The sequence below is a fragment of the Planococcus rifietoensis genome (assembly GCF_001465795.2).
GTDB lineage: Bacteria > Bacillota > Bacilli > Bacillales_A > Planococcaceae > Planococcus > Planococcus rifietoensis.
The window spans coordinates 43,693-65,329 of sequence record NZ_CP013659.2; the positions used below are offsets into that span (position 1 = coordinate 43,693).

Below are 21,637 nucleotides of genomic sequence, written 5' to 3' on the forward strand. Positions count from 1 at the left end.
GGCAACTCAATCAAGCGCAAATTCTATGATAAAGTGGAAACAATATGAGAAATCAGGAGTGAATGCAGATGTCCAAACAACTTAGCCCGAAGCAAGTGGTCGATTTGATCGAAGCGCAAGCGGATATCATCGTACCGATCGCGAACGGGGAGCCGATTCGGCTGCTCGATATTCTGGAACACCACGCCCAGGAGCTGGACGGGGTCAAGATCCACCAAATGCTCGCTTTGCGTGACCGTGCCTATATCCGCGGGGAACTCGAGCAGCTTCGCCATGTGTCATATTTCCTGAGCGGGGCGACTCGAAAAGTGTATCAGCAAGCAAAGATGGACCTGGTGCCGAATAATTTTCACGAGATGCCGCGCTTATTGCAAAAAGCGACGAAGATGTCGATGATCATGACGGTCGCTTCGCCGATGGACGAACACGGTTATTTCACATTCGGCACACAAGCCGATTATGTCGCTGAATTCGTCGGCAAAGTGCCATTCATTTTGGAAGTGAATGAACATATGCCACGTACTTTCGGCCGCAATCAAATCCACATTAGCCAAATCGCAGGCTATGTGGAACATCACGCGCCTCTTGCAGAAGAACAAGTCGGTGAAATCAGTGAGATGGACATCCAGATCGCCTCGTCGATCATCGGCGATATCGAAAACGGCGATACGCTTCAGATTGGCATCGGTTCTGTGCCGAACGCAGTCATCAGCATGCTGAAAGACCATCGCCACTTGGGGATCCATACGGAAATGCTGCCGGATGGTGTTGCGGATCTGGTCAATTCCGGGGCGATCGACGGCACGCGCAAATTTACGAACCCAGGCAAAATTGTCGCGACTTTCGCCTACGGATCGAAGAAATTATATGATTTCATCGATGGCAACCCGGCAGTGGAGATGCTTCCGGTAAGTGTAGTCAACGATCCAAGAGAAATCGCCAAAGAGAAAAATATCGTCTCGATCAATGCGACGACAGAAGTCGATTTATACGGCCAATGCGCTTCTGAAACGGTTGGCGGAAAGTATTATTCATCCAGCGGCGGCCAGGTCGATTTTGCCCGTGGCGTACGCTTCGCCGAGAACGGCAAAGGCTATATCTGTATGCCATCGACTGCCAAGAGTGGGAGCTTATCGCGCATTAAGCTGAACTTGGCGCCCCAATCAGTTGTGACGACAGGCAAAAATGACGTCGATAATATTGTCACGGAATACGGCATCGCGCGCTTGCACGGCGTGTCCCTTGCAGAGCGGGCAAAGCGCCTCATCAATATTGCCCATCCGAAGTTCCGTGAAGAGCTAATGTACGATGCGAAAAAGAACGGCTTTCTGTTGTAAAAGACGGCACCGATTGAGTTGAATATCAAAATCCCCAGCTGCAAAAGCAGCCGGGGATTTTTTAATGGACGGTCAGTTCGACACTGCCAATGCCTTCATATTTCGCTTCGTAACGCCCTTTTTCAAGCGGCTTCGGCAAGATGAACGTGCCGGATGAGACAGTCAGGCCGCGCTTTAGCTTCAAGCCATGCGCTTCGAGTTCTGCTGCCAGCCATTTGATGGCGTTCACCGGATGGCCCAACACTTCAGACGAGCTTCCGGAAGCAATCGGTTCGCCGTCGAGGAGTAACTCGCCGCGGACTTGATCGAGTTGATCGTAGGAATGGCTCTTTGCAGGTTCGCCGACCACAATGCGGCCAGCCACTGCGCTGTCTGCGATGACTTGCCCGAGTGTGATGTTCGGGAACCACTCGGTGAATCGCGAGTCGGGAACTTCGATACCCGGGGCCACCAAGGTTTTTTCAAGAATCGTCGCTGTTGAATCGGCGGCATCGATGTCTTCCTGGATGAGGAAGATCAATTCGATTTCGATCAATGGAGAAAGCATGGATGAAAGCTCAATGGTATTGCCGGAAATGGCGGGAGCGGTCAATGCGCCGTACAGTGGTTTTTCGGAGCTGAACAATTGCTGTGTCTCAGGGCTCGTCAAACTGATTTTATAGCCTGCGAGTGGTTCGCCGTTCTGTGCTTTTTTGTCTGTCACCACCTGCTGCACCTCGTATGCGAGGCGGGAGTTGATTGATTCAGGAATCTGGTCTTTCCCGAAAGCTTGACGGTTTTCATATGCGCTGTACAGGCGTTTTGCGTATTCGTGTTTCTCTGAGTCGAATGGTCCCATTATTCAGTCTCCTTTCTTTGATTTCATCATATCATTTTACGTCTGGCGCTGGCAGGCGGAGAAGGGAAATTTGCTTTTCGATTGGCTTATCTTATAAGATGATAGGGACAAGCTAGAAAAAGGAGCGGCATACATTATGGGAGAAATTAGCAGAGAGCTACATGATTTCATTTTAGAAAATAAAAATTCCATGGTTGAAGAATGGCTGGAAACACGCGGCAATCATGCGAATACCGTTTACTCTGCTCAAGCATCTGACGACACGGTAGAAAAGCTGAGAAAGGAATCGGTTGGCTTTATCGAGGCCGTCACGGCGATTTTTATCCATGATAAAGAAGAATCGCTTGCCTATGTTGAAGATTGGTCATCGACAATTGCCAAAGAACGCGCCCAACAATCCGTGCCTCTTTATGAAGTCATGGAGCATCTAGGGCAATTGCGTAAAATCTATTGGACTTGTGTCCGCCATTTCTTTGAAGAAGTCGATAGAGCGAATAGCCAGGACGCATTGCGCTGGAGCGAAATGCTGAATGATATGTTCGACTTTATCATCGAAAGCTTCGCGCGCCATCATCACGAAGCCCACCAGCGTTTGCTGGCGAGCCAGCAGGAAGTGATCGACGAATTGAGCAGCCCGGTCATTCCGATTCGTAAAGGCGTGGGCATTTTGCCGTTGGTCGGCGGGATCGATACATACCGCGCCAAAGTGATTTTGGAAACGGCTCTTGAAGAAAGTGCCAAGCAGCAATTGACGACGCTCTATATCGACCTGTCAGCGGTGCCGATCGTCGATACGATGGTGGCGCATCAATTGTTCCAGCTAATGGATTCATTGAGAATCATCGGCGTGGAATCGGTCCTATCCGGCATCCGTCCAGAAATTGCACAGACCGCCGTAACGCTCGGCATCGATTTCAAAAATATCAAAGTCTACGCCAACCTGATGCAGGCGCTGGATGCACCCGAACATTAAAAAAGAGCCGTTCTCTTTGAGAGCGGCTCTTTTTGCGTTATAGCACGTATAAGTAGACGGCAAGGAAGTGGCATGTGCTTCCGAGCAAGATGAAAATATGGAAAATCTCGTGGAATCCGAGGTAACGCGAAGAGAGGAAGTCCGGCTTGAGCCAATAAATGACACCGCCGACCGTGTACAGAAGGCCGCCGGCAACGAGCAGCCATAATCCGGCAGCGGGCAGGCTGGAGGCGAGCGGGCCCACTGCGAAGATGATGATCCAGCCCATCAAAATGTAGATGGCAGTCGACAGCCATCGCGGCGAATGAAACCAAATCATCTTGAAAAGAATGCCGCTGATGCCAAGAGCGGCAACTACAGCGAAAATCGACCAGCCGAGCGTGCCTTCAAGCGCAATCAAGCAAAACGGCGCATAGGAACCGGCAATCAGCAAGAAAATCATGGAATGGTCCAGTTTACGGAAAAAGGCGATGATTCCTGGGCGGGCTTTGACGGAATGATAAACCGTTGAAGCTGTATACAACAGGATCAAACTGATGCCAAAAATGACGACCGCTGTAATGTGTGATGCAGGCGCTTGCGTGTAGGCAGCTTTGATGGCCATCGCAAGCAATGCGGTAAAGGACAAAAGGGCTCCCGCCAAATGGGACAAAGCGTTAAAAGGCTCTCGGATAAATGCAGTCATGGATCTGTACCTCCTGATACGTAGTTATTGAAACTACATATAATAATATACGCATTCATTTCGTCGGTCAAGTTTGTCGGCTTTTGCATCATAGGGTAAAATAGGGAAATAGAAGTTGAGGTGAAGCGAATGAAAAGCATCGATCGGCTCATTGGCCAATTGGCTCTCGATAGCCAAATCCGCACAAGCGATATTCCGAAAATCGATTTATACGTGGATCAGGTCATCCAATTATTCGAGACAGCCTTCCACGACACGAAAAGGCAGCCAGACGATAAAATATTGACGAAGACGATGATCAATAATTATGCCAAGGGAAAATTATTCTACCCCGTGCAGCATAAAAAGTACACACCTGACCATATTATGCTCATCAGCTTGATCTACCAGATGAAAAGTACCCTTTCAATCAATGACGTTAAAAAGGTGCTGGAGAAAGTGAACGAACAAGCACAGGCGCGGGAACTGGATCTATCCGTGTTCTACGAAACTTATCTTGCGCTTCAAGAGGACAATCACGACGCGTTCAAAGAAGAGCTTGAGCGGCAAGCGGAGGCCGTTGCCCATACGCAAAGCGAGCAGGACGGCGAACTTGCCAAGGTGCTGTTCATTGCATCGCTGGTCCATAAAAGCAATTTGTACAGAAGGGCCGCTGAAAAACTGGCCGATGAATTGGTAAGGGAGGAAGCCGATGGCAAAAATTCTTATTGACGCAGACGGCTGTCCCGTGGTCGATTTGACGATTGGGCTGGCTAAGCGGTTCAATTGGCCGGTGCTGCTCATTTGCGATACGTCTCACGAAATGTACCGTGAAGGAGCGGAGACGCTGACGGTATCAAAAGGAGCGGATGCGGTCGATTTTGTGTTGGTGAACCGTGTGCAACCTGGCGATATCGTCGTTACGCAGGATTATGGGCTCGCTGCGATGGTACTCGCGAAACGCGGCGTGCCGATCGACCAGAACGGGCGGGTTTACAATGAAGGCAATATTGAACAATTGCTCCACGGCCGCCACGTCGCCAAAAAAATCCGCCAAAGTGGAGGGCGCATGAAAGGCCCGAAAAAGCGCCAGCAAGCCGACAACGACAAGTTTCGCGATAGCTTGACGCATCTATTGGAAGATTGAAAGGCCCGCCGTGTTGCGGGCCTTTTTCAATAACGCGTTCTGTACTTTGGTGCGAGTAATTTTCTGCCAATGGGGAATAGAAAGGGATATGAATCGATGGGGAGGAATATGCCATGAAAAAAATAGCGGTTATCGTAACGAACCATAAAGATTTAGGGCATCGCGGAAAAAAGACAGGCTTATGGCTACGGGAATTGACGGATTTCTACCATGAAGTAAAAGATGATTTCGAAGTCGATATCATCAGCCCGAAAGCCGAAAAAGTGCCGATCGATCCGAGAAGCCTTCCGGCCGCAGCCCTCAATGGGCGGACGCGCCAATATTACCTGGACAAAAAAATCCAGCGCCAATTGGACCGGCCGCTGACGCCAGATGAAGCGAAAGCCAATGAATATGCCGGCATTTACTTTACCGGCGGTCACGGAACGATGTGGGATTTTCCGGACAATAAGGAATTGCAGCGGATGACGGCGGGCATTTATGAAAAAGGCGGCATCGTGGCAGCTGTCTGCCACGGGCCAAGCGGTTTATTGAACGTCCGCCTATCCGACGGCAGCCCCTTGTTATCGGGTCATCTCGCTACCGGTTTTTCGGATCTGGAAGAAAAGCTCCTCGGGCTCTATAAAGACATTCCGTTTTCCTTGCAGCATGAAATGAAAGAGCGGGGCGCACTTGTTCAAATCGCCCAGCTTCCGCTCGAAGCATGCGTCATCGAGTCGGGCCGCTTGATCACAGGGCAAAATCCGGCTTCAGCATCAGGCGTTGGGGAAAAGATGCGCGAGCAATTGAACGATATGGAGCGCTATTCGTAACGAGCGAGCATCAAGGGGCTAAGGCGATCTTGAGTAAAAAAAATCGGGGTGGCTTAAAAATCGGCATTCAGGGTATATAGAAGAGAAGTGACAGAAAGACGCAATATTTTGGAGGGATTCTGATGAAGAGATCAACGATGAATACAGTAGTAGGCAGCGCACTTGCAGCAGCTGCAGGGGTTTTCGTCTACAAAGCCTATCAAGAGAAAAACACGGTGCGTGTAGAAGAAGACCACGACATGCGCAACAGCCGAGCGATCGATGAGCGCGAAAGTGTCTACGCCATCGAAGATTCAAGTGAACAGGGACTCTCGCAATTGGATTCAGCTTACCGTGAAGAATGGCAAGCGAATGCTTTTCCGCAAACCCAGAAAGAATTGCGTGAACTGGAAGAAGACAAATAAATCAAACGAGCGAGCGAAGGCAGAAAAACATCTGCCTTCGCTTTTTCTTCGTGTATGATTTAAGTGTGGAACTAAATTTGAAAGGAGTGTCAGCAAGTGTGGATCCGAAAGCCATTTTTTGAATACACAGCAGGAATATTATTACTCGCCCTTACATTATACGTACTCAGCAAGTTGGACTATATTTGGGAACCGATTCGCATCATCATCACGACGTTATTTGCGCCGATCGTCATCGCCGGAATTCTATACTATCTGCTCCGGCCGTTGGTCCGTGTGCTCGCCCGCCGCATGCCGAAGATCGCCGGCATCGGAATTGTTTTCACGGTAATCGCGCTGGCGTTTGCAAGCCTCGTCTATTTCTTCGGGCCGACTTTGATCGAACAAGGGGAAAGCCTGGTGGATTTGGCGCCCGAGAAGATGGAGGAAATGAGTTCGGAATCGAACAATCTCTTGAAAGGATTTGAATTCGGCGGAATTTCCGGACAGGAAATCAGCGACCGCATCTACGGCTATGCCGAAAGCCTCTCGAGTAATCTATTCGAAAACGTGCTCGATATTCTCGGTATGCTCGTCAATGCGGCGATTGTCTTGATTGTCGTGCCGTTTATCCTGTTCTTCCTATTGAAAGACGATGAGAAATTCATTCCGTATTCTGTGAAGCGGCTCCCGGAAGACCACAAGCCGGAAGGAAAGAAGCTTTTGAAAGATCTGGATGAAACTTTATCCACTTTCGTGATTGGCCAGGCAACAGTCGCGGCGGTAATCGGCGTCTTGATGTACATCGGCTATTTAATCATCGGCCTTGAATACGCGTTGACGCTTGCCGTGTTCGCGATGTTCTTGGTAGTCGTTCCATTTCTCGGGCCGATCATCGGGATCATCCCCGCGATTTTCGTTGCCCTGTTGAACGACGGGTTGTTCATGGCATTCAAAGTCGTTCTTGTGCTATTGGTGGTCCAGCAGCTCGAAGGCAATCTGGTCACGCCGAACGTCATGGGCAACCGGCTTCATGTCCATCCCTTGACGATTATTTTATTGCTGATGGTGGCAGGTTCCTTGTATGGATTTATCGGGATTTTGATTGCGATTCCGACCTATGCCGTTTTGAAGACGCTGACGCACAATTTCCGGTTATTTTACCGGCTTCATAAAAAACGCGCAGTCAGCCATGAAGGATAGTCATTTAGGCGCAAGCATCCATCCTACTTCCTAGTAAATTTCATTCGAAAGGTTCTGAATTTGCAAATATTGTGATATATTAGTCAGTAGAATGACCAATACAGAACAGAGGGGGATGTTTATTAATGAAGAAATGGACCTTATTAGCATTATTGCTAGCAGTTCTTACAGTGCTTGCCGCATGCGGCGGTTCGGAAGAAGAATCCGGCAGCGGTGAATCTGGCGGAGGCGAAGGGGAAGCATACCGCGTCGGCATCGATACCACTTATCCACCGTTTGAGTTTGAAGAAGACGGCGAATACACAGGAATCGATATCGATTTGATCAATGCGATTGCTGAAAACCAAGGCTTTGAAATCGAATTTAACCCGATGGATTTCGGGGGCATCATCCCGGCCCTTCAGGCTGGACAATTGGATGTAGCGATTGCGGGCATGAGTATTACGGATGAGCGCAAGGAAATCGTGGATTTCTCTGATCCGTACTTTGATGCCGGCCTTTCATTGGTTGTAGCAGAAGACAATAACGACATTACAGCACTCGAAGATTTAGAAGGCAAAACGGTTGCGGTGAAGAGTGGAACGACTGGCGCTCAATTCGCGCGCGACAACGAAGCCGAATACGGCTATGAAATTTCCCAGTTCGAAGACAGCCCATCGATGTTCCAGGAAGTATCAAACGGCAATGCCGATGTACTTCTTGAAGATTACCCTGTCATCGCTTATGCCATCGCAGAAAGCGAATTGGCTTTGAAAACTGTCGGCGAACGCTTGACGGGCGACCAATACGGCATCGCTGTGTTGAAAGGCGAGAATGCGGAATTGCTTGAACAAATCAATGCAGGCCTGCAGGAATTGCGCGACAGCGGCGAATACGACGAAATCTTAAACAAATACATCGCAGAATAAAATCATGTAGCGCGCATTCGCGCGCTGCATTTTTTTATGCAAGGGGGAACTAAGGGTGCAGACAATTATCAATGCTTTTCCATACTTAATGGAAGGCTTGCAAGTTACGTTATATATTTTCGGCATTGCCATCGTCCTCGGCTTCTTGATCGGGCTGGTTGTCGCTTTAATGCGCTTGGCACCGTTCAAAATCTTGAACTGGATCGCCAAAATCTTCGTCGATGCAATCCGGGGGACGCCGTTCATCGTCCAATTGTTCTTCATTTACTTCGGCTTGAACTCGCTTGGATTCTTTTCGCTCGATAACACGACAGCTGGGATTGTGACAGTTGCGATCAACGCCGGTGCTTACTTCTCGGAAATCATCCGGGCAGGGATTCAGTCGATCGATAAAGGGCAAACAGAAGCGGCGCGGTCGCTCGGGCTCAACTCAACACAGACCATGCGCCACATCATTTTGCCTCAGGCATTCCGCCGCATGCTCCCGACGATTACCAACCAGGCGATCATTTCCTTGAAGGATACTTCGCTCTTATCGGTTATCGGTGTAGCGGATTTAACACAGGAAGGGCGCATCCAGGCCAGTGCCACATTCGATGCGTTTAACGTCTATTTGATCCTCGGCATCATTTACTTTATCGTCATTTACTTGCTCTCGATGCTCGCGAGCTTTGTGGAAAGGAAGTTTGTATTGCGATGAGTATGATCAGAGTAGAAAACCTCAAAAAATCATTCGGAGATTTGGAAGTCATCAAAGACATGAGCACAGTCGTCGAAGAGAAGGAAGTCATTTGCGTCATTGGCCCTTCCGGTTCCGGCAAAAGTACGTTTCTTCGTTGCTTGAATCGCTTAGAAGATATCAGCGGAGGCCATGTTTATATTGAAGGGACGGATATCACCGACCCGAAAGTCGATATCAATAAAGTGCGCCAAGATGTAGGGATGGTATTCCAACAGTTTAATTTGTTCCCGCATAAAACGGTGCTTCAGAATGTGACGTTAGCGCCAATCAAACTGAAAAAAGGCGACCAGAAAGCCGCTGAGAAGAAAGCTTACGAATTGCTGGATAAGGTCGGCTTGCGCGAAAAGGCGAAAGCCTATCCGGGCGAATTGTCCGGCGGGCAGAAGCAGCGTGTCGCGATTGCACGCGCACTTGCGATGGACCCGAAAATCATGCTGTTCGATGAGCCGACTTCAGCGCTCGACCCGGAGATGGTCGGTGACGTGCTGGATGTTATGAAACAACTTGCGAGAGAAGGCATGACCATGGTCGTCGTGACCCACGAAATGGGCTTTGCGGCAGAAATGGGCGACCGCGTGCTGTTTATCGACGGCGGTTATATCGTCGAAGAAAACGTGCCGAAGGAATTGTTCGGCAATCCGCAGCATGAGCGAACAAAAGCATTCTTGAGTAAAGTGTTGTAAAGATGAGTGGAAAGCGTGCCTATTGGGCGCGCTTTTTTGTTTGGTCGGCAAGGGGAATTAAATAGCGAGAGTTTATGTGTGGAAATGTTTCTAGGATTGGTTGAGCTTCGATTTGGCAATCGCCGCCGTGCTTTGGGTTGGCCTCTTGCAATAAGCCAAGAAGAACACTTGTCTTATTGCGTCGGCTCACCCTTGACGCTCGGCGGCTTGGAGATTTCATTGTTTACTGCTGGGTTAAATCGATCTGCTTCTATATATAGTTGCCGGCTAGTGGGGGAATCGCTTCCCGGGTGGCGGTTGAAATAAGAAAGCGAGAGTTTGCTTGCGGAAGTGTTTCGGCGTTCTAGTTGAGCTTCGTTTTGCCAATCGCTGCCGTGCTTTGGGTTGGCCTCTTGCAATAAGCCAAGAAGAACACTTGTCTTATTGCATCGGCTCACCCTTGGCGCTCGGCGGCTTGTAAATTTCGTTGGATGGGGTTGTTTAAATCAATCTGCTTCTATATGTAGTTGCCGGCTAGTGGGGGAATCGCTTCCCGAGTGTTAGTTGAAATAAGAAAGCGAGAGTTTTCTTGCGGAAGTGTTTCGGCGTTCTAGTTGAGCTTCGTTTTGCCAATCGCCGCAGTGCTTTGGGTTGGCCTCTTGCAATAAGCCAGAAAGAGCATCTGTCTTATTGCGTCGGCTCACCCTTGGCGCTCGGCGGCTTGTAAATTTCGTTGTATGGGGTTGTTTAAATCGATCTTCTTCTATATGTAGTTCCCAGCTAGTAGGGGAATCGCTTCCTGAGACAGGGTGTCTGACAGGTTGGTATTAAAACAGGAAAGTCTGTTGTTTTGTTTGGGAAATGGAGACTCGTAACACTTCAGTCCTTGGCCTGTTTGAAGCAAGCTACAGAATGTGATACGTTTTAAACTTTTATATCAAGAGGACTTAAGAAACGATTTTTTACTCTAAAACTAGGAGACGGAGTGAAAGGGGGCTGACGCCTGTGGGATCGCGCGGGCTGGCGAGACAAACGTGGCGCGTCCTTTGCGGCACGTTGGCTCAACACCCGCCCCATCCCCGGGCAGCTGAAAACGCGACGTCCTGTCGCATCAGCTGCATGACTCGCATCCTGCGAGCCCCAAGCAGGGCCCTGCAACGAAGTCGAAAAGCCGAAGCTTTTCTAATCTCTTAATCATTGCTCATTCAACCTTTTATTATCACCTCCATAAATTCCAGCAAAACAAAAAAACGTGCCGCAGGGGCACGTTTTTTATAATGGATTATTCAGCGTCAAAGACGTGGACTTTTTCCATTTTGTCGCCGTTTTTCATGGCTTTTGCAGTTTCAAGGCCTTTTGTTACTTGGCCAAATACTGTGTGTACGCCATCAAGATGCGGCTGTGAATCATGGACGATAAAGAACTGGCTTGATCCAGTGTCTTTGCCGGCATGTGCCATAGAAAGGCTGCCTGGCTGGTGTTTATGCGGGTTGCCTTCTGTTTCACATTTGATCGTTTTGCCGCTGCCGCCCATACCTGTTCCAGTTGGGTCGCCGCCTTGGGAAACGAAACCTGGGATAACGCGGTGGAAAACAACGCCGTTATAGAATCCGGAGTTTGCAAGCTCCTCAAAGTTTGCAACTGTGTTCGGTGCTTCATTCGGGAAAAGGTCGAATTCGATTACTTCGCCGTTTTCCATGTGCATGTGGCCTTTTTTCGCCATAACTAACATCTCCTTTTCAATTGGTTCATCCCTTAGTATATCGGCTTTTGGTTCTACTGCCTACTGATAAGGGGCTTACAGTGCTTTTAGGAATCCGCCGTCGACGACGATGGATTGCCCTGTTACATAGGAATTGGCGGCCGAAGCCAAAAAGACGACCGTGCGGGCGAATTCAGCGGGTTCGCCCAAGCGGCCAGTTGGAATCTGCGCTTCTGTATTTTTCAATACTTCGTCTGCTGTAATTCCTTGTCGTTTAGCTGCAGCTTCGTTGAGTTCTGCGATGCGGCCGGTAGAAATCTTGCCAGGGCCGACCGTGTTGACCATAATATTGTCACCGGCTACTTCCCGGGCCAGTGTTTTCGCGAACCCGACCATGCCAGCGCGCATCGTGTTGGACAAGATCAAGCCATCGATCACTTCTTTTGTTGAAGACGAAGAGATATTGATGATGCGGCCGAATTGCTGTTCTTTCATATAAGGAAGCACTTCGCGGCATGTACGGATATAGCTCAATAAGTTTTGGTCGAATGCCGCATACCAATCGTCATCGCTCATATTGTCAAATCCGCCTGCTTTTGGGCCGCCTGTATTGTTGACTAGCACATCGATGCGCCCGAATTGTTCGTTGACCTTGTGGAATAATTGCTGGATGTCTTGAGCTTTTGACATATCGCACGCATAAGCGTGGACCTGTTCATTTTTGCTTGTGCTGCGGATTTCTTCAGCAGCTGCGCTTGCTGAATCCTCGCTGCGGCTCGAGACGATGACAATCGCCCCTTCTTTAGCGAATTCCAAGGCGGATGCTTTGCCAAGCCCTTTACTGGAAGCCATGACGACAACTACTTTTTCTTTTAATCCAAGATCCACATTTATCATCCTTTCCATTTGGTTCCTTGTTTCAGTTTACGATAGAATAGAGGGGATGGAAATGCTTGTTTCGGATTTCCGCCATAAGTCCAATGGCGGAGACCCTATATAGATGTGGTAGGATGGATATATTGATCAGATTAGGAGTGTTGGAAATGGAAGAACGTGAAATCTTCGATATTACAATCATCGGCGGCGGCCCGACCGGCTTGTTCGCTTCGTTTTACGGCGGCATGCGCAAAATGAAAGTGAAAGTGTTGGACAGCCTTCCGCAGCTCGGCGGGCAATTGATGGAATTGTATCCGGATAAATTCATTTATGACATCGGCGGTTTCCCGAAAGTGCTGGCAAAAGATTTGGTGGATAATTTGGTCGAGCAGGCCAAATACGGCGATCCCGAGATTTGCCTCGAAGAAACGGTTGCGGCAGTCGAACGTGAAGACGAGCATTTTGTCATTACGACGGACAAAGGCGCGCATTATTCGAAAGCGATCCTTTTGACGGCCGGAGTGGGGGCTTTCCACCCGCGCAAATTGGCAGTTGATGGCGCTGAGCAATTTGAAGGCAAGACTTTGCATTACGGCGTAAAAGATTTGACCTTGTTCAGCGATAAAAAAGTCGTGGTCCTCGGCGGAGGCGACTCTGCGGTTGACTGGGCGATGATGCTTGAGAACGTAGCTTCTCAAGTGACATTAAGCCATCGTCGTGAGAAAATGACGGCTCACGAAGCGAATATCGATACGATGATGCAGTCGACGGTGGAAGTGAAGAAGCCTTTCAATGTCAAAGAACTGGTCGGCGAAAACGGCGAAATCCGTGAGCTTGTGCTGGAAGACAAAGAAGGAAATGAAGAACGCTTAGAAGTCGACCACGTCGTCGTCAACTACGGCAATATCACATCTCTTGGCCCGATCAAGGAATGGGGTCTCGAGATGGAGAAGAACTCGGTCATCGTCAATTCCAAAATGGAAACGAACGTCCCGGGAATCTATGCAGCAGGCGACATCGCCACTTACGAAGGAAAAGTGAAATTGATCGCTGTCGGCTTCGGTGAAGCACCGACCGCCATCAATAATGCAAAATCTTACTTGGATCCGAAATCCAGAGTACAGCCTTTGCATAGCACGAGCGTATTTAAATAAAGAACGAAAATGCCCGGCAAGCTGATTCAGCTTGCCGGGCATTTTTATATTCGGTTACAAGGACTGTTTTTTCTGTTTCACTGCGACGGGATCTTGGCTGGCCGCTTTCAGGAACGCGGCCCCCATCAGCAGGACGACGACTGAGAACGGCAAGGCGGCGATGATCAAGGAATTCTGCAAGCCTTGTGTTCCGCCGCTGTAAACGACGATGGCCGCAACAGCTGACTGAATCAATCCCCAAGTGATTTTTACCAGGTTTGGCGGGTTCAATAAGCCGCCAGTCGTCTGCATGCCGAGTACGAATGTCGCGGAGTCAGCAGAAGTGATGAAGAAGATAGCGACCACGAACAAAGTCAATATCGACATGACGGTGCCGAGCGGATAATGCTGGAGTACGCCGAATGTGGCAGTTTCCAAACTGTATTCGGAAATTTTGTCGATGCCTTTTTGTTCCAAGTCCAAAGCAGAAGTCCCGAACACCGAGAAGAAAATAAAGCACACGAGTGACGGGACGACGAGAACGCCAAGCATGAATTCACGGACGGTGCGGCCGCGAGAAATACGGGCAATGAAAATCCCGACGAATGGCGCCCAAGATACCCACCATGCCCAGTAAAAGACTGTCCAGCCGTCTACCCAGGCGCGGCGGTCACTGTTCAACGGCTCCAAATTAAAGCTCATCGATAGGAAGTTGGAGAAATAGCCGCCGAGTGAATCGGCAAACATATTCATGATGTAGAGCGTCGGTCCGACAATCAGCAGCATCCCGAGCAGGATGAATGCCAGTACCATATTGATGTTGCTTAAATACTTGATGCCCCGACCGATGCCGGACCAAGCGGAGATGATGAACAATAGCGTAGCGACCGCAAGGATCAATAGTTGAAAGGCGAACGTATTCGGTGTGCCAAATAAGAACGACAAGCCTTCGTTGATTTGCGCAGAACCGAAGCCCAGCGTAGAAGCCACACCAATGACTGTCGCGAAGACGGCGAGTGTATCGATCAGTTTGCCGAGCCAGCCGCTCATCCGTTTTTTGCCGAATAGCGGAATAAGTGTCGCGCTGATGAGGCCCGGCGAACCATTGTGGAATTTAGCGTAAGCGAGCGACAAAGCCACGAGCCCGTAAATGGCCCAGGCATGGATGCCCCAGTGGAAAAAAGAGAACTGCATCGCTTCTTTGACGGCTTCATTAGAGCCCAGTTCGGAACGCGGTGCACTGATAAATGCGTGGGAAATCGGTTCGGCGGTCGTCCAGAAAACGAGCCCCATGCCCATTCCAGCGGAAAACAACATCGCAAACCAGGAAACCAAACTGAATTCCGGTTCGTCGCCGGCTTTTCCGAGTTTAATATCGGCAAACCTAGAAAAAATTAAATAAAGGCAAAAGATAAGGATGACGAAGACAGACGCGAGATAGTACCAGCCGAATGTGGATGAGATCCACGAAGTGAGTGCGCCGGTCTGCGCTTGGAAATTTTCGGGTACGAAAAATCCCCAGGCGACCATGGCCAAGCAGATGGCGATCGAAATCCAAAAAACGATCGTAACATTTTTCAAATGAGTTCCTCCTAAATTGAAAGCTGTGCTTTTCCAGATGAATAAAGCTGTAATTAGTTATTCCCCAACATAGGGCGGCTAATCCATCCTATCGTTATTAATAGTAGAAAAAAAGGGGAGATGGGCAAAAAAAGCCTTATGCACAGCTGTAAAGAAAGAATATTCTGTTTTATTACAGGCTGTCATATTTAAAAGAATGCCGTAATGTAATTGTTAAGTTTGAACTGTCGTTCTGTCATGTTCTTGCAATGCGCACATGTTAAGCTGTGTCTTGTGTTAGTGAAAAGGAGGAATTTCAATTATGAAAAAGCAAATCGTTACACTAACTGCAATCGCGGCATTAAGTGTAGGCGCAGCTACAACAGCAAGCGCTAATTCATCGTATACAGTTCAGTCAGGTGACACTCTGTGGGGCATCTCACAAGAAAAGAACGTTTCCGTTCAAAATCTTAAAAACTGGAACGACCTATCATCAGATTTGATTTTCCCGAACGAGACGCTCTCTGTTGAAGGAAAAGAACAAGCATCCAAGAAATCATCGAACTCATCATCTACCTATACAGTTAAAAGCGGCGACACTTTGTTCAAGATCGCTTCTGCTCACGGAATCTCATTGGATCAATTGATGAGCTGGAACAACATCTCCGGCCACATGATCTACCCTGGACAAGAATTCGCAGTTAAAGGCGCAGCAGCAAAAGCGGCAGCACCTGCACCAGCAGCACCGGCAGCAAAAGCACCAGCTAAAGAAGCACCAAAATCAACTCAAGCAGCACCAACACCTGCAAGTGCACCAGCAGCAGCTAAACCAGCAGCAGCTTCTACACAATCAGGTAAAGAAATGACAGTATCCGCAACAGCTTACACAGCTTATTGCGCAGGATGCTCAGGTACAACAGCAACTGGAATCGACTTGCGTGCGAACCCGAACCAAAAAGTTATCGCAGTTGATCCATCCGTTATCCCACTCGGTTCAAAAGTATGGGTTGAAGGATACGGAACAGCTATCGCTGGCGATACTGGCGGAGCAATCAAAGGCAACAAGATCGACGTTTTCATCCCGACTCAAGGCGAAGCTTTGAACTGGGGACGCAAAAACATCACAATCAAAATTCTAGACTAATATTTTAATATGCTACAAAGCCGAGGTGTCCATTCCCTCGGCCTTTTTTTATGCCAGCCTTTGCAACTATTGCAAAGGCTTTTTTTGGGATTAATTGCACATTTTTTTAGTGAATAGTCGGAAAAGTATTGAAATCAAAGTTAGGAGGCATATAATGTGGGGTATACTTATTGAGTATTTATAATTTTTATACCTATTTTAAAGGAGGCGCATGAGATGGCAGAGAAGAAAAATGTTTCCAGACGCGATTTCCTGAAGACGTCAGGGATCGCGGCAGGCGCTCTCGTCGGTGGAGGAATCATTGGTGGGGTAATTGGCGCAAATACACGCCAGGACACGGCAGCTCCAAGTGGCGGTTCAGCTGGCCAAAGCGGCGGGGCAGAAACGACCGAAGCGGTACGCGGCTTACAATTTTTCAAGAACCAACAGGAGTTTGCTGTATTGCAGCAAGCGACCGAACGTATTTTCCCGGAAGATGATTTGGGCCCAGGCGCAATCGGGCTTGGCGTTCCGTTCTTTATCGATCACCAGTTAGCAGGGAGCTACGGCGAGAATTCACGTGAGTACATGCAGCCGCCATTTCAAGTAGGCGAAGCGACTCAAGGCTATCAAAGCCGCTTGAAGCGCAATGAACTATTCAGACAAGGCTTGCAAAAAATGCAGCAGGAAGCCCAGAGCCGCTTTGAAGCGAACTTTGTTGACCTTGAGGGAGAGCAGATGGATGAAATCCTGACAGCTTTCCAAGATGACGAAGTGGATATGCAAGGCGCAAATGCCCAATTCTTTTTCCGCCTTTTGCGACAGGCAACATTGAACGGGGCCTATGCAGATCCGATTTACGGAGGCAACCAGAATATGGACGCATGGCGCATGAAAGGATTCCCAGGACATCGTCCATCGTATATTAATGAAATCGAAAGTGAAGAATTTGTGGAATTCGATCCACACTCAGTAGGAGATATGCTGAGCTAAATAAGAAGGGGGAGTATGTATGGCGACAACGCTAGATAAAGTAGATGTAGTAACGGTAGGAGTCGGCTGGACCGGCGGAATCATTGCTGCCGAATGTGCAAAAGAAGGTTTGAAAGTTGTCGGCTTAGAGCGCGGGCAAGAGCGCTCGACAGAAGATTACTCCATGGTCCATGACGAATACCGCTATGCGATCCGTTATGAGTTGATGCAGGATTTGTCGAAAGAAACGATTACATTCCGCAACTCTAGAGACCAGAAGGCATTGCCGATGCGTCAATTGGGTTCATTCCTACTAGGGGAAGGTCTTGGGGGCGCTGGGACGCACTGGAATGGTCAAAACTGGAGATTTTTGCCATACGATTTTGAAATTAAATCTATGACCGATGCCAAATATGGCGAGAATAAATTGCCTGCAGAATATACATTGCAGGATTGGGGCATCACTTATGATGAGCTCGAGCCTTATTTTGATAAATTCGAAAAAACGGCAGGTATTTCTGGGGAAGACAAAAACCCGTTCTGGGGCAAACGTTCTTCAGATTATCCGACACCGCCGATGAAAAAGACGCCATTGCTGTCGAAGTTTGAAACTGCGACTAGCAACCTTGGCTATACGCCATTCATGATGCCTTCTGCCAACTTGTCAGAAGCATATGAAAACCCGGACGGTCAACAAATCGCGGCTTGCCAGTATTGCGGATTCTGTGAACGCTTCGGTTGCGAATACGGGGCTAAGACATCACCGGAAATCACAGTCGTTCCAGCGGCTCGTGCCACTGGAAACTACGATATCCGTTTTAATGCCAATGTAGTAGAGGTAATGAAAGAAGGCGATCGTGTAACAGGCGTGCGTTTCATCGATACAGTCACGTTCGAAGAGTTCATTCAGCCGGCGGAAGTTGTCGTGTTGACAAGTTACGTAATGAACAATGCAAAACTATTGATGGTATCAGAAATTGGTCAAATGTATGACCCAGAAACCGGAGAAGGTTCACTTGGGAAAAACTATGCATACCAAATTCTTCCAGGGGCATCTGGCTTTTTCGATGACCAGATGAACGTCTTTATGGGAGCTGGCGCACTCGGCATGACGATTGATGATTTCAACGGCGATTCTTTTGACCATAGCGATCTTGACTTTGTCCACGGAGCGAGTATTTCTATGACACAGACGGGATCACGTCCAATCGCATCCAATCCACTGCCTCCGGATACGCCATCTTGGGGAGCGGATTTTAAGAAAGCTTCCATTGAAAACTACACGCGTACATTGTCAGTGGGTGGGCAAGGTGCGTCCATGCCACACCGTGATAACTACCTATCGCTTGATGAAACGTATAAGGACGTCTATGGAGTACCACTTCTGCAACTGACCTATAACTTTACCGATCAGGATCGTGCGCTGCACAAATACCTTACGGAAAGAGCAGTTGAAATCATGGAGGAAATGGGTGCTAAAACGGTTGTCGGCAGAGCACCGATTTCAGATTACGACATCGTTCCTTACCAAACGACACACAATACGGGCGGCACAATAATGGGTGGAGATCCTGCAACGAGCGTCGTGAACAACTACTTGCAACATTGGGATATGGAAAACCTATTTGTTGTAGGCGCAGGGAATTTCGCGCACAACGGTGGCTATAACCCAACCGGAACAGTCGGTGCGCTGGCATATCGCTGTGCAGAAGGCATCATCAAATACAGCCAAGATGGCGGTTCTTTAGTTTAAATTGTGAGGAGGAAAAGATATGGGTGGATTGGCTTCAATTGGTGTACCAGGCTTGATCATCATTTTGGTTATCGTATTGATTATTTTCGGGCCGAAAAAACTTCCGGAAATCGGCGGAGCCGTCGGCAAGACTTTCTCGGAATTCAAACGTTCGACAAAAGGCTTGATGGACGACGATGATGAAGAGGACAAAGATAAAAAGGATAAAAAAGAAACAGTAGAAACGAATAAAACCGAAAGTTTATGAAGGTGGTTAAATGGATCCGTACGGAGAAAACAATCTGATCAGTCCCTTGCATAAGAAAAAGGCGAGCGAAGATCCGGCGGGACAGGAAAAGCAGAAAGCCGACTCCGGAACGGAACATGAAACCGGAGGCGTGCCTAAAGAGCCGACTCCGGGCGGGGGCCAAAAACCCCCAGAAGAGCCGGAAGATCGAGTGGAGACCTTAGTCGACCATCTAGGGGATTTGCGAAAACAATTGATCAAAAGTTCCATCGTTTTCCTATTTTTCCTCTTGCTCGTCTTTTCCACTTTGAATTTTTGGTTTCCTTATGTGGTGAAGGGGAACGAACTGGTCATTCTCGGCCCGCTTGAAGTCGTGAAATTCTATACATCGATTTCTGCCACGATGGCGCTCGGCTTGTCGCTGCCGTTTTTGATCCATTTCATTTGGCAGTTCGTCAAACCCGGCCTCGAAGAAACCGAAGCGAGATTTCTTGGCTTGTATTCGCCGGTCATGCTGCTCTTGTTTGTATTCGGCGTCGCTTTCGGCTATTTCATCGTTAACCCGTTGAGTTATCAATTCCTGATTGGCCTCGGGGCAGCAAATTTCGATGTAATGATTTCAGCGAATGAATACGTCCATTTCTTGATTATGACGACGATTCCGCTTGGCTTATTGTTCGAAATGCCGATTTTGGCATTGTTCTTGTCATCGATTGGCGTCTTGACGTCTGGGTCGATGAAGAAGGTCCGGAAATGGTCGTATCTTGGCTTGGCGATTGTTTCCGCTTTGATCACGCCGCCGGACTTTCTTAGCCAGCTGCTGGTTTTGATTCCGATGGCAGGATTATATGAAGCCAGCATTTATGTGGTGAAGAAAATGGAAGCACGGAACGAACGCATGGAAGATACGACTGTATAATGGAATGAACAAGGGCTGACCCAAAACATCATGATATGATTTGGGCCAGCCCTTTTCCTGTATCGCTTACTTGAAAAGGAGGACGTGAAAATGCCGATGGAAATCAGAGAAATCGAAGACTTGCGCGAAGTGGATGCAATGGACCTTGTAGAAGAAAGTGAATCAGAAGGGTACCGTTTCCTGAGGAGGCTCGTCGATCAGTACGAGGACGGAAGCAATCGCTTCGATCAACAAGGTGAAGTATTGTATGGTGTGTTCGACCCTCATGGCAAATTGGTCGCAATCGGAGGATTGAACCGGGATCCTTATTCCACGAAAGAAGGAATCGGCAGGCTGCGGCGTATTTATATTGCGAAAGCTGTAAGAAGAGAAGGAATCGGAACAAAATTATTGCAAGCGATCATCGATTTTGCCAAAGGCCAATTCAGTGAACTTGTGGTAAGGACGGATTCAGCTTCAGCGGATGCCTTTTACCGTGCGAATGGTTTCTCTGGAGACGTCGGCTTGCCGGATGTCACGCACCGGCTCGTTCTGGAGCAACACGCTGCTAAAAAATAAGGCCGATTTTCCAATCGAACGTTTTTGACATCATTCCTCAATTGAACGAACGGCTAAAAAGCCGTTTGCAGAATCACCTTTTCTTGTACAATGGAAGTCGGAGGGCTGCCATTTGGGAAAAGGTGATTTTTTTTTGAATTGCATCGGAGGTGGAAGAGAATGCGTAAAGTGATTGTATCGGCGTATGACGAAAGATGGCCAAATGCGTTTGAAAATGCCGCAGCAGAAATTCGCAGCATGCTCGAATCCAACTGTCTGGATGTGCAGCATATCGGCAGTACCGCAGTGCCGGGAATTGCTGCCAAACCGGTGATTGATTTGCTCGTGATCGTTTCTGATATAGAAGCTATAGACCGCTTTGAGGAGGATTTCCGAAAGCTCGGCTATCAAGCCAAAGGCGAAAACGGGCTGGCAGGGAGGCGTTATTATGAGCGAGGCGGCAATGAACGCACGCATCACGTCCATTGTTATGAACAAGGCAATCCCGAAATCTTGCGCCATTTGGCATTCCGGGATTTCTTGATGGTGAATCCGCAAGTTGCCGAAGCCTATGGTGAATTAAAGATGAAGTTAGCGAAGCAATACCCGTTGGACATCGAACAATACATAAATGGAAAACAAGCGATGGTCCAGGAAATTGAGAAAAAGGCGATAGGAGAGATTTGATGGAAATGGCGAATTGGAAAGGCGCTGCCGGCGTCTGTGTAAACGATCGAAACGAAATTTTATTGGTGCTGATGAAAGCACCGGAAGAAGACAGCAAATGGTCGGTTCCCGCAAGCGGTATTGAAGCGGGCGAGACGCTCGAACAATGCTGTGAGCGTGAGTTCGAGGAAGTGACAGGGCTTACGGTCAAGGCGGGCGAACTCCTGAAGACGCGGGACGGTAATTACGAAGATGCTGCTGTATCATTTGATTTGCATTATTTTCGGGTTGAAGTGACAGGCGGCGAACTAACCATCCCAAAAGAGGATTTTTTGATTGAAGATATCGCCTGGAAATCTATCGATGAAATTGAAAAGATCGATCTTGCCTACCCGGATGATTTGGAGCTTTTCAAATCGCTTGTTGCGGCTTGAGTTCAGCAGGATTTAAAAAATGAGGCTGGGGTAAAGAACTACAAACGAATTTTTCGGGAGGGCGATC

At 48.5% G+C, this 21,637-nt stretch carries 24 protein-coding genes; 19 read left to right on the forward strand and 5 right to left on the reverse strand.

Annotation, left to right across the window (positions count from 1 at the left end; genetic code table 11):
• Positions 1-68: 68 nt before the first annotated feature.
• Positions 69-1,337 carry an acetyl-CoA hydrolase/transferase family protein gene (locus AUC31_RS00215; protein ID WP_058381943.1) on the forward strand — a complete coding sequence of 423 codons (1,269 nt, stop codon included), beginning with the start codon at positions 69-71 and terminating at the stop codon, positions 1,335-1,337.
• A 61-nt stretch (positions 1,338-1,398) separates the two neighbouring features.
• Here AUC31_RS00215 and AUC31_RS00220 read toward each other — a convergent pair whose 3' ends face one another.
• On the reverse strand, positions 1,399-2,175 hold the full coding sequence (locus AUC31_RS00220) for a 2-keto-4-pentenoate hydratase (RefSeq protein WP_058381942.1): 777 nt from the start codon (positions 2,173-2,175) through the stop codon (positions 1,399-1,401).
• 136 nt (positions 2,176-2,311) lie between these two features.
• On the opposite strand from AUC31_RS00220, the gene AUC31_RS00225 reads away from it, so the two are divergent.
• Complete coding sequence (locus AUC31_RS00225) at positions 2,312-3,148, forward strand: STAS domain-containing protein (RefSeq protein WP_058381941.1); 837 nt, start codon at positions 2,312-2,314, stop codon at positions 3,146-3,148.
• A 37-nt stretch (positions 3,149-3,185) separates the two neighbouring features.
• Here AUC31_RS00225 and trhA read toward each other — a convergent pair whose 3' ends face one another.
• On the reverse strand, positions 3,186-3,833 hold the full coding sequence (gene trhA / locus AUC31_RS00230; protein WP_058381940.1) for a PAQR family membrane homeostasis protein TrhA: 648 nt from the start codon (positions 3,831-3,833) through the stop codon (positions 3,186-3,188).
• Between the two features lie 129 nt (positions 3,834-3,962).
• Between trhA and AUC31_RS00235 the strand changes: the two genes are divergently transcribed.
• From AUC31_RS00235 to AUC31_RS00270, 8 genes are all read left to right on the forward strand, one after another.
• Positions 3,963-4,544 (forward strand): DUF1836 domain-containing protein, encoded by a 582-nt coding sequence (locus tag AUC31_RS00235; RefSeq protein WP_058381939.1) that lies wholly within the window; start codon positions 3,963-3,965, stop codon positions 4,542-4,544.
• Positions 4,525-4,959, forward strand: a complete 435-nt coding sequence (locus AUC31_RS00240) for a YaiI/YqxD family protein (RefSeq protein ID WP_058381938.1) — start codon at positions 4,525-4,527, stop codon at positions 4,957-4,959. The genes AUC31_RS00235 and AUC31_RS00240 overlap by 20 nt, the downstream gene beginning before the upstream one ends.
• Before the next feature lie 113 nt (positions 4,960-5,072).
• A complete protein-coding gene (locus AUC31_RS00245; protein WP_058381937.1) occupies positions 5,073-5,771 on the forward strand; it encodes a type 1 glutamine amidotransferase domain-containing protein in 699 nt (232 codons plus the stop codon).
• A 122-nt stretch (positions 5,772-5,893) separates the two neighbouring features.
• Entirely contained in the window at positions 5,894-6,175 is a 282-nt protein-coding gene (locus AUC31_RS00250) for a hypothetical protein (protein WP_058381936.1), read from the forward strand.
• 96 nt (positions 6,176-6,271) lie between these two features.
• Positions 6,272-7,357: an AI-2E family transporter gene (locus tag AUC31_RS00255; RefSeq protein WP_058381935.1), complete on the forward strand. Its 1,086-nt coding sequence runs from the start codon at positions 6,272-6,274 to the stop codon at positions 7,355-7,357.
• Positions 7,358-7,482: 125 nt separating this feature from the next.
• A complete protein-coding gene (locus AUC31_RS00260; protein ID WP_058381934.1) occupies positions 7,483-8,265 on the forward strand; it encodes a transporter substrate-binding domain-containing protein in 783 nt (260 codons plus the stop codon).
• Between the two features lie 55 nt (positions 8,266-8,320).
• Positions 8,321-8,965 (forward strand): amino acid ABC transporter permease, encoded by a 645-nt coding sequence (locus AUC31_RS00265; protein WP_058381933.1) that lies wholly within the window; start codon positions 8,321-8,323, stop codon positions 8,963-8,965.
• On the forward strand, positions 8,962-9,690 hold the full coding sequence (locus AUC31_RS00270; RefSeq protein ID WP_058381932.1) for an amino acid ABC transporter ATP-binding protein: 729 nt from the start codon (positions 8,962-8,964) through the stop codon (positions 9,688-9,690). Before AUC31_RS00265 ends, AUC31_RS00270 begins: the two co-directional genes overlap by 4 nt.
• Before the next feature lie 1,261 nt (positions 9,691-10,951).
• On the opposite strand, the gene AUC31_RS00275 is transcribed toward AUC31_RS00270, so the two are convergent.
• Both AUC31_RS00275 and AUC31_RS00280 read right to left on the reverse strand, forming a co-directional pair.
• Positions 10,952-11,392 (reverse strand): peptidylprolyl isomerase, encoded by a 441-nt coding sequence (locus AUC31_RS00275; RefSeq protein WP_058381931.1) that lies wholly within the window; start codon positions 11,390-11,392, stop codon positions 10,952-10,954.
• A gap of 75 nt (positions 11,393-11,467) precedes the next feature.
• Positions 11,468-12,259, reverse strand: a complete 792-nt coding sequence (locus tag AUC31_RS00280) for an SDR family oxidoreductase (protein ID WP_058381930.1) — start codon at positions 12,257-12,259, stop codon at positions 11,468-11,470.
• A 155-nt stretch (positions 12,260-12,414) separates the two neighbouring features.
• On the opposite strand from AUC31_RS00280, the gene AUC31_RS00285 reads away from it, so the two are divergent.
• The gene (locus tag AUC31_RS00285; protein WP_058381929.1) at positions 12,415-13,401 is read left to right on the forward strand and encodes an NAD(P)/FAD-dependent oxidoreductase; all 987 of its coding nucleotides are present in this window, start codon (positions 12,415-12,417) and stop codon (positions 13,399-13,401) included.
• Between the two features lie 54 nt (positions 13,402-13,455).
• Here the strand turns inward: AUC31_RS00285 and AUC31_RS00290 are convergent, their stop codons facing one another.
• Entirely contained in the window at positions 13,456-14,961 is a 1,506-nt protein-coding gene (locus AUC31_RS00290) for a BCCT family transporter (protein WP_058381928.1), read from the reverse strand.
• A gap of 301 nt (positions 14,962-15,262) precedes the next feature.
• On the opposite strand from AUC31_RS00290, the gene AUC31_RS00295 reads away from it, so the two are divergent.
• From AUC31_RS00295 to AUC31_RS00330, 8 genes are all read left to right on the forward strand, one after another.
• Entirely contained in the window at positions 15,263-16,084 is an 822-nt protein-coding gene (locus tag AUC31_RS00295) for a LysM peptidoglycan-binding domain-containing protein (RefSeq protein WP_058381927.1), read from the forward strand.
• Positions 16,085-16,300: 216 nt separating this feature from the next.
• On the forward strand, positions 16,301-17,056 hold the full coding sequence (locus AUC31_RS00300; RefSeq protein ID WP_058381926.1) for a gluconate 2-dehydrogenase subunit 3 family protein: 756 nt from the start codon (positions 16,301-16,303) through the stop codon (positions 17,054-17,056).
• Positions 17,057-17,075: 19 nt separating this feature from the next.
• Positions 17,076-18,788, forward strand: coding sequence for a GMC family oxidoreductase (locus AUC31_RS00305; protein ID WP_058381925.1), 1,713 nt, complete (start codon positions 17,076-17,078; stop codon positions 18,786-18,788).
• Positions 18,789-18,807: 19 nt separating this feature from the next.
• On the forward strand, positions 18,808-19,035 hold the full coding sequence (gene tatA, locus AUC31_RS00310; protein WP_058381924.1) for a twin-arginine translocase TatA/TatE family subunit: 228 nt from the start codon (positions 18,808-18,810) through the stop codon (positions 19,033-19,035).
• 10 nt (positions 19,036-19,045) lie between these two features.
• Positions 19,046-19,933, forward strand: a complete 888-nt coding sequence (gene tatC, locus AUC31_RS00315) for a twin-arginine translocase subunit TatC (protein WP_058381923.1) — start codon at positions 19,046-19,048, stop codon at positions 19,931-19,933.
• Between the two features lie 90 nt (positions 19,934-20,023).
• Positions 20,024-20,491 (forward strand): GNAT family N-acetyltransferase, encoded by a 468-nt coding sequence (locus AUC31_RS00320; protein ID WP_058381922.1) that lies wholly within the window; start codon positions 20,024-20,026, stop codon positions 20,489-20,491.
• A gap of 159 nt (positions 20,492-20,650) precedes the next feature.
• Entirely contained in the window at positions 20,651-21,157 is a 507-nt protein-coding gene (locus tag AUC31_RS00325) for a GrpB family protein (protein ID WP_058381921.1), read from the forward strand.
• Positions 21,157-21,570: an NUDIX hydrolase gene (locus AUC31_RS00330; protein WP_237150670.1), complete on the forward strand. Its 414-nt coding sequence runs from the start codon at positions 21,157-21,159 to the stop codon at positions 21,568-21,570. Before AUC31_RS00325 ends, AUC31_RS00330 begins: the two co-directional genes overlap by 1 nt.
• Positions 21,571-21,637: the final 67 nt, after the last annotated feature.